At 58.7% G+C, this 17,009-nt stretch carries 14 protein-coding genes; 4 read left to right on the top strand and 10 right to left on the bottom strand.

What is annotated here, in order from left to right; translation table 11 throughout:
* Window positions 1-33: 33 nt before the first annotated feature.
* The 9 genes from C3F35_RS19680 to dalD all read right to left on the bottom strand — a co-directional run bounded on the left by C3F35_RS19680 (window position 34) and on the right by dalD (window position 10,889).
* A complete protein-coding gene (locus C3F35_RS19680) occupies window positions 34-807 on the bottom strand; it encodes an ABC transporter ATP-binding protein (protein WP_103792153.1) in 774 nt (257 codons plus the stop codon).
* A gap of 9 nt (window positions 808-816) precedes the next feature.
* Window positions 817-1,689, bottom strand: a complete 873-nt coding sequence (locus C3F35_RS19675) for an ABC transporter ATP-binding protein (RefSeq protein WP_213019185.1) — start codon at window positions 1,687-1,689, stop codon at window positions 817-819.
* Window positions 1,652-2,557 (bottom strand): ABC transporter permease, encoded by a 906-nt coding sequence (locus C3F35_RS19670; protein ID WP_032612493.1) that lies wholly within the window; start codon window positions 2,555-2,557, stop codon window positions 1,652-1,654. Before C3F35_RS19670 ends, C3F35_RS19675 begins: the two co-directional genes overlap by 38 nt.
* On the bottom strand, window positions 2,554-3,591 hold the full coding sequence (locus C3F35_RS19665; protein ID WP_032612495.1) for an ABC transporter permease: 1,038 nt from the start codon (window positions 3,589-3,591) through the stop codon (window positions 2,554-2,556). The genes C3F35_RS19670 and C3F35_RS19665 overlap by 4 nt, the downstream gene beginning before the upstream one ends.
* The gene (locus C3F35_RS19660) at window positions 3,588-5,204 is read right to left on the bottom strand and encodes an ABC transporter substrate-binding protein (protein WP_059307545.1); all 1,617 of its coding nucleotides are present in this window, start codon (window positions 5,202-5,204) and stop codon (window positions 3,588-3,590) included. Before C3F35_RS19660 ends, C3F35_RS19665 begins: the two co-directional genes overlap by 4 nt.
* Window positions 5,205-5,240: 36 nt before the next feature.
* Entirely contained in the window at window positions 5,241-6,395 is a 1,155-nt protein-coding gene (locus C3F35_RS19655) for a mandelate racemase family protein (RefSeq protein ID WP_103792154.1), read from the bottom strand.
* A 308-nt stretch (window positions 6,396-6,703) separates the two neighbouring features.
* Window positions 6,704-7,981 (bottom strand): RbtT/DalT/CsbX family MFS transporter, encoded by a 1,278-nt coding sequence (locus tag C3F35_RS19650; protein WP_032612501.1) that lies wholly within the window; start codon window positions 7,979-7,981, stop codon window positions 6,704-6,706.
* Between the two features lie 67 nt (window positions 7,982-8,048).
* Complete coding sequence (gene xylB / locus C3F35_RS19645; protein WP_103792155.1) at window positions 8,049-9,512, bottom strand: xylulokinase; 1,464 nt, start codon at window positions 9,510-9,512, stop codon at window positions 8,049-8,051.
* A gap of 9 nt (window positions 9,513-9,521) precedes the next feature.
* Complete coding sequence (dalD, locus tag C3F35_RS19640; protein ID WP_103792156.1) at window positions 9,522-10,889, bottom strand: D-arabinitol 4-dehydrogenase; 1,368 nt, start codon at window positions 10,887-10,889, stop codon at window positions 9,522-9,524.
* A 201-nt stretch (window positions 10,890-11,090) separates the two neighbouring features.
* Between dalD and C3F35_RS19635 the strand changes: the two genes are divergently transcribed.
* Complete coding sequence (locus C3F35_RS19635; RefSeq protein ID WP_103792157.1) at window positions 11,091-12,032, top strand: sugar-binding transcriptional regulator; 942 nt, start codon at window positions 11,091-11,093, stop codon at window positions 12,030-12,032.
* Here C3F35_RS19635 and C3F35_RS19630 read toward each other — a convergent pair.
* Window positions 12,029-13,063 carry a LacI family DNA-binding transcriptional regulator gene (locus tag C3F35_RS19630; protein WP_032612510.1) on the bottom strand — a complete coding sequence of 345 codons (1,035 nt, stop codon included), beginning with the start codon at window positions 13,061-13,063 and terminating at the stop codon, window positions 12,029-12,031. The two genes, C3F35_RS19635 and C3F35_RS19630, sit on opposite strands and share 4 nt — an antisense overlap.
* Before the next feature lie 157 nt (window positions 13,064-13,220).
* On the opposite strand from C3F35_RS19630, the gene C3F35_RS19625 reads away from it, so the two are divergent.
* The 3 genes from C3F35_RS19625 (at window position 13,221) to C3F35_RS19615 (ending at window position 16,921) form a co-directional block, all read left to right on the top strand.
* Window positions 13,221-13,970: an SDR family oxidoreductase gene (locus tag C3F35_RS19625; RefSeq protein WP_032612512.1), complete on the top strand. Its 750-nt coding sequence runs from the start codon at window positions 13,221-13,223 to the stop codon at window positions 13,968-13,970.
* Between the two features lie 11 nt (window positions 13,971-13,981).
* Window positions 13,982-15,589, top strand: coding sequence for an FGGY family pentulose kinase (locus C3F35_RS19620; RefSeq protein WP_103792158.1), 1,608 nt, complete (start codon window positions 13,982-13,984; stop codon window positions 15,587-15,589).
* 108 nt (window positions 15,590-15,697) lie between these two features.
* Entirely contained in the window at window positions 15,698-16,921 is a 1,224-nt protein-coding gene (locus C3F35_RS19615) for an RbtT/DalT/CsbX family MFS transporter (RefSeq protein ID WP_103792159.1), read from the top strand.
* Window positions 16,922-17,009 lie beyond the last annotated feature (88 nt).

Genomic DNA, 17,009 nt, shown 5'->3' with positions numbered 1-17,009 from the left:
TTGTAGGCCAGGTAAGCGCAGCACCATCCGGCATTAGTAGACCGCCACCTCCCGGGCCATCTCGCGGGAGTACTGCTGGCTGGCGTTCACCAGCATCCGGGTGTAATCCGTTTGCGCCTGCCCCGCCACCAGATCATCTACCGTCAGGGTTTCGAGGATTTTCCCGTACTGCATCACCGCCACCTTCTGGCAGAGATGGGCGATCACCCCGAGATCGTGCGTCACCATCAGGTAGGTGAGGTTCGACTCGCGTTGCAGTTCTGCCAGCAGGTTTAAGATCTCCGCCTGCACCGACACATCCAGCGCCGAGGTCGGCTCGTCAAGCAGCAGCACCTGTGGCTCCAGAATCAGCGCCCGGGCAATCGCCACACGCTGGCGCTGACCGCCGGAGAGCTGATGCGGATAACGGTCACGGAAGGCGCGGTTGAGGCCCACTTTATCCAGCAGAGCGTGGATGCGCCGCTCCCGATCGTTGATGCCGTGAATTTGCAGCGGCTCTTCCAGAATATCGCCGATGGTGTGGCGGGGGTGCAGCGAACCATAGGGGTCCTGAAACACCATCTGCACCAGCCGACAGCGCTGGGGACTGATGCGTCGCCCCAGCGGCTGGCCGTTAATCGCCAGCGCCCCGTCCCAGTGGGTGAACAACCCGGCCAGGCACTTCAGCACTGTGGTTTTGCCCGAACCGGACTCCCCCACCAGGCCGTAAATCTCCCCCGGCTGGACGTTAATGTTGACGTCATACAGGACCTGGCTGCGTTTCTCGCCTTCGCCGAACGCCAGATTCAGGTTTTTTACCTCGATCATCTTCGCTCCTTATTCCGTCAACCAGCTGGCCTGGCGCTGCAACACCGGCAGCACCGGACGGCGGTGGTTCATCTCTGGCAGGGCATTGATAAGCCCCTGGGTATAGGGGTGCTTCGCATTATGCAGGTCACAGGCGGCAATCGACTCCACCACCCGTCCGGCATACATCACCAGCACCCGATCGCAGAAGCTGCGCACCAGGTTAATATCGTGGCTGATAAAGATCAGCCCCAGCCCACGGGACTGGACCAAATCGTCAAGTAATCCCAGCACCTGCAGCCGCACCGAAACGTCCAGCGCCGAGGTCGGTTCATCGGCGATCACCAGTTCGGGGTCAGTGATCAGCATCATGGCAATCATGATGCGCTGCCCCTGCCCGCCGGAGATCTCGTGCGGATAGAGCTGATACACCCGCTCCGGCTGGCGAATGCGCACTACGTCCAGCATCTCAAGCACTTTGGCTTTCGCCTCCGCCTTGCGCCCCGGATGGTGGGTCAGCCAGGCCTCAGCAATCTGATCCCCGACGCACACCACCGGGTTGAGGGAGTATTTCGGGTCCTGCATGATCATCGAAATACGCTTGCCGCGAATGCCGCGCATCTGCGCCTCGCTGACGGTGCGTAAGTCCACATCGCCAAACTGCATCCGGGTGGCGCTGATCTGCGCCTTTGCCGGGTGCAGGCGCAGCAGCGCCCGCCCGACGGTGGATTTCCCGGAACCCGACTCGCCGACAATCGCCAGCTTCTCTCGCCCGAGTTGAAAGGAGACGCCGCGCACCGCGTTGGTGACCGCGCGTCCGTTGATAAAGTCAACGTGCAGGTCACGCACGTCCAGCAGTGGCGCATCAGTTGCTGCGAGGATCGAGGATGTCACGTAAGCCATCTCCTAAAAAGTTAAACGCCAGGCTGTTGATCAGGATTGCCAGCCCCGGAATAGTGACCACCCACCAGCACTCCATCATGTAGGTACGCCCGCTGGAGATCATCGCTCCCCACTCCGGCTCCGGCGGCTGCGCGCCGAGGCCGAGGAAGCCGAGACCGGCGGCGGTCAGGATGATACCGGCCATGTTCATGGTGATACGGATAATCACTGATGGCAGGCACAGGGGAACGATATGCCGCCACAGCACCCGCACCGGAGACGCGCCCTGTAAACGTACGGCAGAGATAAAGTCGGCCTGACGCAGCGAGAGGGTTTCGGCGCGGGCCAGACGGGCGATCGGCGGCCAGGCGGTAATCGTAATGGCAATGACCACGTGTTCCAGCCCCGGACCGAGCGCCGCGACAAACGCCAGCGCCAGCACCAGGCTCGGGAAAGAGATAAAGATATCGGTAACGCGCATCAACACCGCATCGACTTTGCCGCCAAAGTACCCGGCGGTCACGCCCAACAGCAGCCCCAGCGGCCCGACGGTGACCGACACCAGCAGCACAATATAGAGCGTGATGCGCGAGCCGTAGACCAGACGGCTGAAGATATCCCGACCAAACTCGTCTGTGCCGAACCAGTGCTGTGCATTCGGTGCCACCAGGGCGTTATTCAGATCCTGCACCAGTGGGTTGTAGGGCGCGATCCACGGTGCGAAGGCTGCCACGATCAACAGCAGCAGGATGATGCCGCCACCGATGGCCGTCAGCGGGTTGCGCGCCATCTGCCCGACAAACCCGAAGGTACGGCGGGCCATCCGCGTCAGACGCTGGCGCCCTTCGCTGCGGACAGGTTGCAGAGGTGTATCCAGAGAAACGGTCATGATTTCGTCCTCGGGTCAAAGAGTTGATACAGCATGTCGGAGAGCAGGTTGAGCATCACAAAGATGATCCCCACCAGCAGCACGCAGCCCATCACCGCGTTCATGTCCCCCAGCAGCAGGCTACCGGTGAGATAGGAGCCAAAACCCGGCCAGGAGAAGACGGTTTCAATCAGTACCGCCCCTTCAAGCAGCGAGCCATAGGCCAGCGCGACCACGGTAAGCAGCTGCACCAGGATATTGCGAAACGCGTGGTTCCAGATCACCTGCCGCTCGGTTAAACCTTTCACCCGGGCGGTGATGATGAACTCCTGCGACAGCTGGGCCAGCATAAAGCTGCGGGTCATGCGGCTGATGTAGGCCAGCGAGTGGAACCCCAGCAGCGAGGCGGGCAGGACCAGGTGGTTGATGGCGTTCCAGAACACCGTGCTGTTGCCTGCCAGCAGGGCATCGACGGTCATTAACCCGGTGCGGCGTGGCACCAGGCCATCCAGGCCCAGATCCAGCCGTCCGGCGCCGCCCACCCAGCCAAGCCAGGCGTAGAACAGCAGCAGGCCCATCATCCCGACCCAGAAGATTGGCGTGGAATACCCGGCGAGGCTGATGATGCGCACCACGTAATCCGAGACGCTGTTGCGTCGCGCGGCGGCCAGGACCCCCAGCGGAATGCCTAAACCGGCCCCGACAATAATCGCCATCGTCGCCAGCTCCAGCGTCGCCGGGAAGACACGCAGAATGTCATCCAGAACCGGTTTACCTGTCAGCAGGGCATTCCCAAAATCCCCCTGCAGCAGGTTGCCAAGGTAGATACCGAACTGCGTCAGCAACGACTGATCAAAACCCAGCTGGTGATAGACCTGTTGGTAGGTGCTGTGGTCGGCATCCGGTCCGACAATCGCCAGCACCGGATCCACCGGCATCACGCGGCCAATAAAGAACGTCAGCACCAGCAGACCGAACAGGGTCACCAGCACCTGGGTTAACCGTTTTGAAAAACGGCGGGTGCGGGAGCCAGGCGCAAGGATCGCAACGCTCATTTTTCACCTCCGGTTTTGTACACTTCCCGCAGGAAGGTGGTCGCTGACGGGTGCGACTGGAAGTTTTTGACTTCGTTACGCACCACTACCGAATCGACCATCTGCGACAGCGGCAGCAGAGCCGGGATCAGCTGGTCATAACGCACCTGAATTTGCTGATAATCCGCCACTTGTTTCTGCGGATCGCGCTCCAGCAGGGCTTTGTCGATCATCTCGTTCAGCGGCTTGTCGTAGAAACTGGTACGCCAGCCCTGGAAGTTGGTCAGCCGGGCTTCGTCGCTGTTGTCCGGGTTATAGACCAGCGCGCGCAGGCTGGAGTGTGGATGCGGCTCCACGCCGCTGCCGCCGCGCCCGACCAGCATGTCAAACTTACGCTCGCGCATCGCACCGTAGATCTGGTTTCCGGTGCCAGTGATGATTTTGGCGTTAATGCCCGCCTGCATCAGGGTGGATTGCACCGCGATGGCGATATTGAGGAACGGCTGATCCGCCAGCACCCGCAAAGTGGTGTCGAAACCGTCCGGATAACCTGCTTCCGCCAGCAGTTTTTTGGCACGCGGGATATCCAGCTTATAACCGGGATCCGGCAAGGTGGACGGCATACCCGCCTTGATTGGCCGCTGGTGCAGCACGCCGTAGCCCGGCATCAGCGCCTTGTTGATCCCCTGATAATCAATCAGGTAGCGCACCGCTTCGCGCACTTTCGGGTTGGCGAAATGCGCCTCCTTCATGCTCATCGCCACGTAGTAGACTGTGCCCTTCTGCACGGCTTCCACCGTCAGCTGCGGATCCTTACGCAGGGCGTTGATGTCGGCCACCGCCATGTTGCTGGCGATATCCAGATCGCCCTTCTCCACCATCAGGCGCAGCGTCTGCGACTCCTGGAAATGGCGCAACACGACGCGGTTCATCTTCGGCTCTTCACGCCAGTAGTTGGGGTTGCGCTGCATGCGCAGCACGTCTTTTGCCTGCCAGGTCTCGAGCATAAACGGCCCGGAACCGGCTTCGTTGGTGGTCAGCCAGCGGTTGCCCCAATCGCTGTTCACCTCATGGCTCAGCACCGTTTTGCGGTCCAGCACGCCGAGGTTGCCCAGCGCGCCGAGGGAGTAGATCACCAGCTGCGGATCGTTGGCCTTTGGCAGGGTGAGCTGCACGGTGTAGTCATCCAGGGCTTTAATCTGCTGGTCAATATTCTTTTTGGAAAAGCCGTAAGATTTCCACACTGACGCCTGGGCCAGGTTCAGGTGCAGCAGGCGGCGCATCGACCACACCACATCCTCGGCGGTGAGCGGATTGCCGGAGTGGAAGGTCACGTTGTCGCGCAGGTGGAAGGTCAGGGTTTTGCCGTCCGGTGAAATGTCCCAGGATTTCGCCAGCGCCGGTTTAACGTTGGTGAGGGTATTGGGATCCAGTTCCACCAGTGAATCGTAAAGATTGACCACAATGCCGACCACTTCGTTACCGGTCATCGCGGCCGGATCGAGGGTCAGCAGGTTGTTCATGTTCATGCCAATGATGAGCTGATCGGGCGGCGTTTTTGCGTACGCCGCCCCGCTCCCCATCATCAGCGAGAGCGCGAGTAAACACGCCCCGGTGAGGGAGTTTTTCTTCATCTGTGTATACCGTTTGTAGGGTAGAAGTTTTATTTATCAGTCGTGGCTGACGGTATTGGCTTCGATATACGCAAAATTGATGTCTTCGCCGAGTCCCGGGCGAGTTGGCAGGCTGACCATGCCCTCATCGTCCATTGGGTCGATCAGGCTGTGCAGATACGCTGCCGGTTCATCATAATCAAGGAACGGATGCAGCAGGCCGCGCTCGTACCAGCGGCAGTTTTTGATCGCGCCAATGACGGCCAGGCTTGCCGCGCCGTTGCCGTGGACTTCGCAGTCCATGCCGAACGATTCTGCGAGGTTGGCCACTTTCAGGGTTGGCGAGATACCACCGACGCCATTGGCACCGGCACGCAGGATGTCGCAGGCCCCGGCTTTCACCCAGTCGGCGCGGCTGTGGTGTTTACCGCCCAGGCTTTCTGGCCCGATGATCGGAATGGAGAGGTTTTCCGCCAGCCAGGCATAAGAGGACATGCTCTCCTCTTCCATCGGCTCTTCAAACCACGCGAAGTTGAGTTTTTCCAGCTCTTTGCCGATGTAGAGCGCTTCAGCGCGGCTGTACCAGTGGTAGCCGTCGATCATCAGGTCGATGTCCGGGCCGACCGCTTCACGCACCGCGGCACAGGCTTTGACATCCATCTTTGGATTAGGGGCAAAGGAGACGGGCGGCATCCAGGTGTGCAGCTTGATCGCTTTGTAACCGCGGGCCACCAGTTTTTCGGCAAAGCCGGCGTACTCTTCCGGCGTGGAGAGACCGCCGGGCAGATCATCGCCACACATGGTGCTGCCATAAGCCGGAACTTTATCGCGGTAGCCGCCGAGCAGCTTCCACACCGGCATGTTGAGTTTACGGCCAATCAGATCCCACAGCGCCTGCTCAACAAACCCCAGCGCACGTTCGGTCAGCTGGTGGGCGCTGCCGCGCTGCCAGTGTGCCAACTCCTGCCAGATCTTCTCGCGATTAAACGCGTCCTGGCCGATCATCACTTTACGAAAGAAGGTGTTGACCACAAAAGGGCGCACCACTTCCGGCGGTGCAAATGAATACCCTTTGGTGCCATCGTCTGCGGTAATGGTTAGCATCGCCATTTTTGCCAGGCTTTCTGGTCCCGGATGGGAATGCCCGGCAGTATCGGAAACCCGACGCGTGGGATACTGAAAGACGGTGACGTTTACAGATTCGATTTTCATTATGAGTCCTTAAAACAACGTAGGTTCAGTGCCTTTAGCAATTTGAAAAGCTGTTTCGAAACTAACTGTAAGCGCAAAATTCATCCACTGCCTTAGACAAATTCCGCTAAGCGCTGCCCATTTATTGGGCATATGCACGGGAGGAAGTGACACTTTTCACAAAAGCGCAACGAAGTGTGAGCTGGATCGGAAGGGGTGTAAGCGCAGAGCAGGACGCATAAGACCGGTGACATCCCCGGGGGATCTGCGCTCACAGTTTGGTAGGTTATTCAGCGGTTTCCAGCCATCAGGAACCGGTAATGTGCCTGTTAAGAGAGGTCCGCCACCCTGCTTTCAGCCGTGCGCTGCGAAGCAAATCCCGGCTGCTCAACGCGAATGAACGGACAGAGTACGAAGGCCAACAGATAGAGCAGCGTGTAGGCGATGACCACGCCAATAGTGCTGAAGTAGGGAAGCAGCACCACGGCGATCGCCGGAGCGAGGAAGTTCGACAGCCCGGCCGACAGGTTATAGACCGAAATAGCCGCCCCCTTGTGCTGCGGCTCCAGCGCCGGGAAGACCGCGGCCATAGGGACGAACGCCGCCACAAAAATGCCCAGCGCAATGGCCGGCACCAGCGCCATGGCAAAGTTATGGCCAAAGTGGAGCGGCATATAATAAAACGCCAGGCTTGATGCCGCCATGCCCAGACAGCCAAACCAGCGCACCACCTTCATCCAGCCCATTTTCTCGGCCAGTACGCCCCAGAAAACGTTGGAAAAGATGGTGGTAAAGAAGAAGACCGCCCACACCTGCAGCCACTCGGAGGTGGTAAACCCCAGCTCGTCGACAAACATCATCGGCATGATCACCGCAAAGCCAAACAGCGACAGGGTGTTAATAATGCGCACAATGCTGGAGAGCAGGATGCTGCGGTTGGTGTAAAGCAGAGTAGCGGCGCGCCCCAACTCGCTGAACTTTTCCCGGGTGGTAAGGTTTTGCATATGCCGGGGAGTCTTGATGTTACGCAGGGAGACCAGGGCGATAATGCCGCCAATGGCGCAGAAAAGCAGCGACAGCCACAACGTACCCATTTCCCCGATATGCGGGATGGTGAAGCTGGGAATGTAGCTTCCGAAAACCCCGATGCCGATAGAGTAAACCGCCCAGAACCAGCCCAGCGCCGCGCTGGTGCTGTCGCTACGCACGTTATGGACGATGGCAACGATAAAGGCGTAGAGGAACAGCGGATAGGCCAAACCGCGCAGGCCGTAGAACAGTAAAATCAGCGCGTAGTTGGTATGGCCCAGGCCAAAGACCATAAACAGCACGTGAAAAATACACCACAGCACAAAGCCAATCAGCATGGTTTTTTGCGGGGTAATGATCTCTGCCACTACGCCCGAGACCCATGCCGACAGCGCGGCGGCCAGGCCATAGAGGGTGAAGGCCATCGAGGCCTGCGCCGGGGTAAACCCGAGCGATTTAATGTAGTGGGAAAGAAACGCCAGTTCAAAACCATCCCCGGTCATAAAGACGGCAATGGCGATATATCCCCAGACCAGGCTCAGCGGTAACCCCAGCCATTGTTTCGTGTTTAACGACATATTGACCTCTTTTGTAGGTACAGGGCGCCGCTCTGGCAGTATTGCCAGAGGGCGTTTTTTATTAAAATTAATGAGTTCGATAGTTCAGGTCGTTTTGATAGAGGGCCATGAATTGTTGATAGCGCTGCATCAGGGCGGCGTGTCGCTGCGGATCGCTGCGCCAGATTTTATGGACTTCCGGTTTTTCGCACACCGCGGCCAGCGATTTACCGGCGGCAAGGCATGCCAGTCGTGCGGCACCCAGCGCCCCGCCCGTCTCACCGCCTTTGTGGGTGATGACGGGCAGATCCAGAATATCCGCCAGCAGCTGGGCCCAGAACGGACTTCTGGCCCCGCCGCCCACCAGCGAACACTGCTCTGTCCGGGTGCCGCTCTCCTGCAGGACGCGCAGCCCGTCGGCGATGCCGAAGCTGACGCCCTCCAGCACGGCGTACCCCATGGTGGCCCGCTGGCTGGCATGGGTCAGCCCCCAGAACATTCCCCGGGCGTCGGGGTCGTTGTGCGGGGTTCGTTCCCCGGACAGATAGGGCAGGAACAGCGGCGCAGCGGCTTTTTCAGCGTCCGAGAGTTGGGCTATTTCGTCAAGCAGGGTGGCCTCGGTGGTGCCGACCAGACGACAAAACCACTGCAGGCAACTGGCCGCACTGAGCATGACGCTCATCTGATGCCACCGATTAGGCAGCACGTGGCAAAACGCATGCACGGCTGACTGCGGCGCAGGACGGTAGGCGTCTGTCACCACAAACAGCACCCCCGAGGTGCCCAGCGAAATAAACGCATCACCCGGCGACACCGCCCCCACACCGATGGCGCTGACGGCGTTATCACCCCCGCCCCCGGCCACCATCACCGAGGAGTGCAAACCCCAGCGTTGCGCGAGGCCTGGCTCGAGAGTGGCCGACACCTCGCACCCTTCCACCAGGGAGGGCATGTTTTCGCGGGTTAAGCCGCATTTTTGCAGCAGCGCATCGGACCAGTCACGCTTACCGACGTCCAGCCAGAGGGTGCCCGCCGCATCAGACATATCGGAGATTTTTTTGCCGGTCATTTTGAAGCGCAGATAATCTTTCGGCAGCAGTACGCTGGCAATGCGCGCGAAGATTTGCGGCTCATGTCGACGCACCCACAGCAGTTTCGGGGCGGTAAACCCCGGCATCGCCAGATTGCCGGCCACCTGATGCAGCTCGGGGGCGAGCTCTTCCAGCTCGGCACACTCCTGCGCGCTGCGGGTGTCATTCCACAGGATAGCCGGGCGCAGGATTTCGCCCTTTTCATCCAGGAGGACCGCGCCATGCATCTGCCCGGAGAGGCCAATAGCCTTAATGGCCTGCCAGTGGTCCCCGCATTTCTCGCGCAGGGTCGTCATCAGGTATTCCGTTGCCTCCCACCAGGACGCCGGGGATTGTTCCGACCAGTGGGGATGTGGCCGCTGAATAGTCAGCGGCGCGCTGTGGCTGGCGACAATGTCGTTATATTCATTAATGACCAGCGCCTTCACTTCTGAGGTGCCCAGATCGATGCCAAGATACATAGCGCCCCCTTAACCGATCAGTGTATTAACGGTGGCGATCTTCTCGCGCAGGAGCGCAACAAAATCCGCCCGCTCGCTCAGATCGCCAAACAGGGCTTTATCCCCGGCATACACCGCAACGGGATCGGCTGCGTCAAACATGGCGTGCACCGCGGCCGCGTCCAGGATGCCGTCCTGGTACACATACGGCAGTTTGCCGAGATGCCACTGCTGCATAAAGACAAAGAACAGCGCCGGCAGCATGGCGGTGGCCTCAGGGCGGGCGCCGCGCTGATAACATTCCCGCAGGGTCGGGGCGATCATGGCCGGGATCTTGGAGAACCCGTCCGCCGCCACGCGCTGGTTGGTATCCTGAATGTAGGGGTTGGTAAAGCGTTTAAGCACCACATCGCGATAGAGGGGTAAATCGATGCCGTTATCGCCAAGGCTCGGGATGACATCTTCCGTCACGTAGCGATCGGCTATCCGGTAGATGAAATCGGTCAGGGTGCTTTCATGGATATAGCGCTGGCCGATGAGCGTTCCCGCCCAGGCGATACAGCTGTGCGAGGCGTTAAGAATGCGGATCTTCGCCTCTTCATACGGAATGACCGACGCCACCAGCTCCACGCCGACGGTCTCCAGCGCCGGACGCGCGTCGCGGAAGTTGTCCTCAATCACCCACTGAATGAAGGTTTCGCCCATCACCGGCGCGCGATCGTCAATGCCGGTTTGCGCTTTGATCCGCGCCGGAAGATCGGCTGCCGGGCGCGGCGTAATGCGGTCGACCATGGTATTCGGGCAGGTCGCGTTAACGTGCAGCCAGTCGATCACCGTCTGACGGTGGGTGAGGTGTAAAAATTCAACAAGGCCATCGTGGAAACGCTCGCCGTTATGGCGGACGTTATCACAGTTCAGCAAGGTTAACGGCCCGGCGCCGTTGGCCATACGGGCTTCAAGAATGCGGGCGATCACGCCATAGATGGTATTGCTCGCTCCCTGCAGGTCGCCTGCCAAATCCGGATTTTTCACGTCCAGCTTATGGCTTGTGTTCAGATAGTACCCCCCTTCCGTCACGGTAAAGGCGATCACTTTCGTTTGCGGCCTGGCGCCTTCGGCAATCAGCGGCTGTAGATCCGCCTGCCATGGAATCAGTTTTTGCAGCGAGGTGATCTCTTCATATTCGCGCTCGCCCGCTGGGCTGACGGTCTCCAGCACATAGCGCCCTTTCTGGGCCATCAGCGCCTGAACGACGTTCTCAGCATCATTGCGAATATTCCCCGCCGCGATATGCCAGCGGGTATCCCCTGCGGCAATCAGGCGATGTAGATACCACGCCTGATGCGCACGGTGGAACGATCCTAATCCGATGTGAAGCCAGGTATTTTGCTCGTGCATTGTTCTGCTCTCCTGTGAGGTTATGTACGCACTGTAGTTAATCATTTGTGTAAAGTAAGAGCGTTAGATCACAAAAGAGCAAATGACCAAATAAATTACAAATGACCAATAGCGAGCAAATCACTTGCCTCCTTACTGAGCTGCCGCCAGAATAACGGCTTATCGGCCAGGCATTTGGCCCCATTATCGAGGCAGGAAAGCGTGAGCAAAGAAGATGACATCAGGCTGGATCAAAAGGTCAGAGCCGCATGGATGTACTACGTCACCGGGCTGAACCAGAGCGAAATTGCCAGTCAGCTTGGAACTTCAAGGCCAGTTGTGCAGCGTCTGATTGCCGCCGCCAAAGAGGAAGGCATTGTCTCTATTGGGCTACACCATCCTGTCGCTCATTGCCTTAACTATGCCCAGCTGTTGCAGGAGAAGTACCAGCTAAGCGACTGCACCATCGTGCCCGTCTATACCAGCGAGAGCATGCTGGATGCGGTGACCTTTGGCTGTTATCAGCTGATGGCCCGCTACTTACAGGGCGAAACGCCACGGGTGGTGGGGATTGGCTCCGGTCTGACGCTAAAAAAGACCATCAAACGGATTGATTTCGATAGCCCGAACAGCCGGTGCGTGGCGCTGATAAGCGCCATGAACGAGCACGGTCAGTGTAACTACTACGACGATGTGCCATTACTGCTGGCGAGTAAAATCCAGGGCAAATATTATCAGTGGCCCGCCCCTCGCTACGCGCAATCGCGCGAAGAGCATAAGCTGTGGTGCGGCACGCGACTTTTTCACAACGTCTCGACGGTGGCGCAGGAAGCCGACGTGATCTTTGTCGGCATCGGCGCCCTGGGCGTACAAAGCCCGATCTTCAAAGACGGTTTTATCGATCGGGCGCAGCTCGATGAATTAACCGCCCACGGCGGGGTGGGTGAAATTCTTGGCCGCTTCATTGACGCTGAAGGCCAGGTCGTCGAAACCCTGATAAACGGCCTGATCACCAGCTACGATATTCGGCAAAACCCTTGCCCACGCATTGCGGCGGCCTGTGGCGAAGACAAGCGTCCGGCAATACTGGCAGCCTTAAAAGGCAAATGGATCAACGGCCTGGTGACCGATGAACATACCGCCCGCTGGCTGTTAACCCGCTAGTCTTCCGCGACATTCATGCTGCCGACCAGTTCCGGCGCGATCTCGATACGGCGTATCGAGGTATCGCCGGAGTCGACGATCTCAAACACCTTATCGAGCATTGCCGGCACGTCCTGACGCACCATGTCGATATCGTGCCCAAGGAGAGAGACAAAGGGATCCCAGTCGAAACACCCCATCGGCGGCTGGCGCGAGCCCGTTTGGCCGCTCTGCGCCAGCCAGCGCACTACCCCCTCAAGGGAGATCGTTGAGTTGACGAACAGCCCCTGCAGCCGCACCTCCGGCGAGTGAAACACCGATTTTAACAACCCTTCTACCCGCGACGAGGAGTACCCGGTCACCAGCTGCTGCGCGTTGGGAACGGTTAAGCCTGCCTCGGTGTGGGCATCAATAAACCCCCGCAGGCGTTCGGCTGTGTTGTTATCGGTCATACGCCCGCCGACAAAAGTCAGCGGGGCCAGCGAGCCAAAACGCTTCAGACTGGTGGCGAGGATCCTTTCGGTAAGCGCCTTCGCCCCCGCATAGTTGTCCGAGATGACCGACGGCGCCAGCGTGCCCGGCAGATCGAGATTGAGGGTGGGCACCCCCGCCTGATGGCACATTTCGGCAATTTTGTCAGGATGCGTCGCGCCCGTGGCGATCACCCAGTCCACCTGCCAGGAGAGCATGGCCCGGGCCGCTTCGATCTCTAATTCAGGCTGGCGGCGGGTGCAGGTGATGATGGGCAGCAGGCCACGGGCACGGGCCATTTCTTCGAACCGCTCGGCGATGGAGCCAAAGTAACGGTTATCATATTTGGGCACAATCATCCCGATGACGTTCGACTTCTTGCTGCGCAACAGGCTGGCCTGACGGTTGATGGCATAGCCCTGCTCTTCAGCAATGCGCGTCACCTTTTCGGCAAGCTTTGCGCTGATGCGGCGTTTCTTCCAGTTGCCATTCAAAATCGCGCTCACCGCGCTGGCGGAAACGCCCGTTAATTCCGCCAGATCGTAGATGGTCGTTTTCTTCGTTTTCTCAACGCGCGTCACAAATTCGCCTCTTCATTTTGAATGTCACTTGCTGGCTAATCGAGCAAATGCTAGATCTGCTTCATCGATTGAGCAACTTGCTTCACCTACCAGAAAAAATCCGAATTCAGTGAGAGCTGCGCTCATTAAAAATACTCATGTTAAAAAGGATTATAAAATGAATCACTCCGTCCCCTCCATGAATACTTCCCTGAATGGCAAAGTGGCCGCTATCACCGGAGCCGCCTCCGGTATTGGCCTGGAGTGCGCCCGAACGTTGCTGGCCGCTGGCGCCAAAGTGGTGCTTATCGATCGCGAAGGTGAAAAGCTGAAGCAGATCGTCGCGGAACTGGGGAGCAACGCCTACGCCCTGCAGATCGATCTCTTTAAGCCAGAGCAGGTAGACAACATGCTCGTCGAGATTATTGGGCTGGCCGGAAGGCTGGATATATTCCATGCCAATGCCGGCGCCTACATCGGTGGCCCGGTCGCCGAAGGGGATCCGGACGTGTGGGATCGGGTGTTAAATCTCAACATCAACGCCGCGTTCCGCTGCGTGCGCGCCGTACTGCCGCACATGATTGCGCAAAAATCGGGCGATATCATCTTTACCAGCTCCATCGCTGGCGTGGTGCCGGTGATCTGGGAGCCTATTTACACTGCTTCTAAATTTGCGGTTCAGGCGTTCGTGCACACTACCCGCCGTCAGGTGGCTGAGCATGGCGTACGCGTGGGCGCCGTTCTGCCCGGCCCGGTTGTCACCGCCCTGCTGGACGACTGGCCACAGGCAAAAATGGATGAAGCCCTGGCCAACGGCAGCCTGATGCAGCCCATTGAGGTTGCGGAGTCGGTGCTGTTCATGGTGACCCGGTCGAAAAACGTCACCGTGCGCGATCTGGTTATCCTGCCTAACAGCGTCGATTTATAAGGTAGACCGCCATGAATAACGTAAAGCAAACCGTTATCGGCGTGGACGTCGGCTCCGGCAGCGTTCGCGCGGGCGTCTTCGATCTGAGCGGCCAACTGTTGTCGCACGCCACGCATAAAATCACCACCGTTCGCCGCAGCGGGCAGCGAGTGGAGCAGTCGAGCGAGCAAATCTGGCAGGCCGTCTGCCGCTGTATTGCCGACGCGCTCGACAGCGCTGGCGTCGCGCCTCAGAGCGTGGCCGGGATAGGCTTTGATGCCACCTGCTCGCTGGTGGTACTGGATAAAGATGGCGCCCCGCTGCCAGTGAGCGCAGAAGGGGACGCTGAGCATAACGTCATCGTGTGGATGGATCACCGCGCGACGGCGCAGGCTGAACGCATTAACGCGACCCACCATCCGGTGCTGAACTATGTTGGCGGCAAAATTTCGCCGGAAATGGAGACGCCAAAGCTCCTGTGGCTGAAGGAGCATCGCCGGGAGATCTTTGACCGCGCGGGCCAGTTTTTTGATTTAGCCGATTTCCTGACCTGGCGCGCTACCGGCGATCTGGCGCGCTCCATCTGCACGGTGACCTGCAAATGGACCTGGCTTGCGCATGAAAATCGCTGGGACCCGGACTATTTTCGCACCATTGGGCTTTCAGAGCTGGCGGATGAAAACTTCGCCCGCATCGGCCAACGGATCCTGGCACCGGGAACCCCTTGCGCCAGCGGCCTGACGGAGCAGGCCGCGCGTGAGATGGGCTTACCTGTCGGTACGCCGGTGGCGGTGGGGTTGATCGACGCGCACGCGGGCGGGATAGGCACCGTGGGCGTTGAAGAGGGAGCGCTAAGCAACCTGGCCTATGTCTTCGGCACCTCGTCTTGCACCATGACCTCTACAGCCGAACCGGCCTTTGTGCCGGGCGTCTGGGGGCCTTACTACAGTGCGATGGTGCCTGGGCTATGGCTCAGCGAGGGCGGACAGAGCGCCGCCGGGGCTGCTATCGATCAGCTGCTGGCGTTTCACCCGGCCGCTGAAGAGGCTCGCCTGCTGGCGCAAGCCGCCGGGCAACCGCTACCAGTCTGGCTTGCCGACAGGGTGATGCAGCGGTGCGCCCAGCCATCGGAGGCCGTTGCGCTCGCGGCAGGCCTGCACGTAGTGCCGGAATTTTTAGGCAACCGCGCCCCCTTTGCCGATCCGCATGCCCGGGCCATTATCTGCGGGCTGGGCATGGAGCGCGATCTGGATAACCTGCTGGCGCTGTATATGGCCGGGTTGTGCGGCATCGGCTACGGACTGCGGCAAATCCTCGATGCCCAGCGCGCCTGCGGGGTCAACACGCGCAATATCGCCATCAGCGGCGGTGCGGGTCAGCATCCCCTGGTGCGGCAGATTCTGGCCGACGCCTGCGGAATGCCGATTTTAACCACCCAGTGCAGCGAGCCGGTGCTGTTGGGTTCCGCAATTCTTGGCGCCGTTGCGGGGAATATTGCCCCCTCCGTAACCGACGCTATGAAACAGTTTACCCATGTCGATCGCTATTATTCGCCAGACGACGCCTGGCAGGCTCTTCACCAGCGTCGCTATGACATTTATAAACAGCTCCAGCACACCGCCAAATTGATAAAAGAGTAACCACCCGGCGCTATTTTATTGCCGGGAAAAAGTAACGTTAATAATAAAAAAACACACTCCGAATTCATTTCGGAGTGTAACCACCTGTACGCTACAAACGAGGTTAATATGGCATTATCTCAAAAAAACTGGCTTGGATTACCGCTCAATTTACTGTGGGGATATCTGGCTATCGCCATCTTTATGACCGGCGATGGGTTTGAGCTGGCGTTTTTATCGCACTACATCAAATCGCTGGGCTTTACCCCGGCGCAGGCCTCGATGGCCTTCACCCTCTATGGCCTGGCAGCAGCCCTCTCGGCGTGGGTTTCAGGCGTAGTGGCGGAGATCATTACCCCGCAAAAAACCATGCTGATTGGCTTTGTGCTGTGGTGCATATTCCATGTGTTGTTCCTGGTCTTCGGTCTCGGGCAGTCAAACTATGCGCTAATGCTGCTCTTTTACGGCATTCGCGGCCTCGCTTATCCATTATTCCTCTATTCATTTATCGTGATCATTATTCACAACGTACGTGGGGAAAATACCAGCTCGGCGCTGGGATGGTATTGGGCGGTATATTCTGTCGGTATCGGCGTGGCGGGAAGTTATATTCCCAGCTTCACCATCCCCTATATTGGCGAGATGGGTACGCTGTGGCTGGCACTGGTATTTTGTCTGGCCGGTGGGATCATTGCTATGGTTTCTTTGCGCCAGGTTAAAGTCCCCGATCGCATGCATCATCTCTCCACCCGGGATAAATTTGCCGAACTTGGCCGGGCGGTGACCCTTATTTACACCAACCGCAATATTTTTCTCTCCGGCATTGTGCGCATTATTAACACCCTGTCGCTGTTTGGCTTTGCGGTGATCATGCCGATGATGTTTGTCGACGAGCTGGGGTTTACCACCTCCGAGTGGCTGCAGGTGTGGGCGGTCTTCTTCTTTACCACCATCTTCTCCAACGTTTTCTGGGGGATCGTGGCTGAAAAATTAGGCTGGATGAAGGTGGTTCGCTGGTTTGGCTGTCTGGGCATGGCGGCATCAAGCCTGGCGTTTTATTATATGCCGCTCCACTTTGGCCATAACTTTGCCATGGCGCTGGTGCCGGCCATTGCGCTGGGCATTTTTGTGGCAGCATTCGTTCCTATGGCGGCGGTCTTCCCCGCGCTGGAACCTCAGCACACCGGAGCGGCGATTTCGGTCTATAACCTGTCGGCCGGGCTGTCGAACTTCCTCGCCCCGGCCATTGCGGTGGTGCTGCTTCCCTACTTCAGCACCCTTGGCGTGGTCATCGCCTACACGGCGCTTTACCTGCTGGCCTTTGTGATTTGCGCCTTTATTCGCGTCGAGTAGCCGGGGTTTAACCTCGCGGTTGCGCCGGAAAAAACCCCGATCGGCGTAATATGATTTAAACGGCCCGCTTGATAAAGAGGCGGGCCGC

The sequence above is a fragment of the Leclercia sp. LSNIH3 genome (genome assembly GCF_002935105.1).
GTDB lineage: Bacteria > Pseudomonadota > Gammaproteobacteria > Enterobacterales > Enterobacteriaceae > Enterobacter > Enterobacter adecarboxylatus.
Note: the sequence above shows the minus strand (reverse complement) of the source record. Positions and strands in the feature narration are given on the sequence as shown.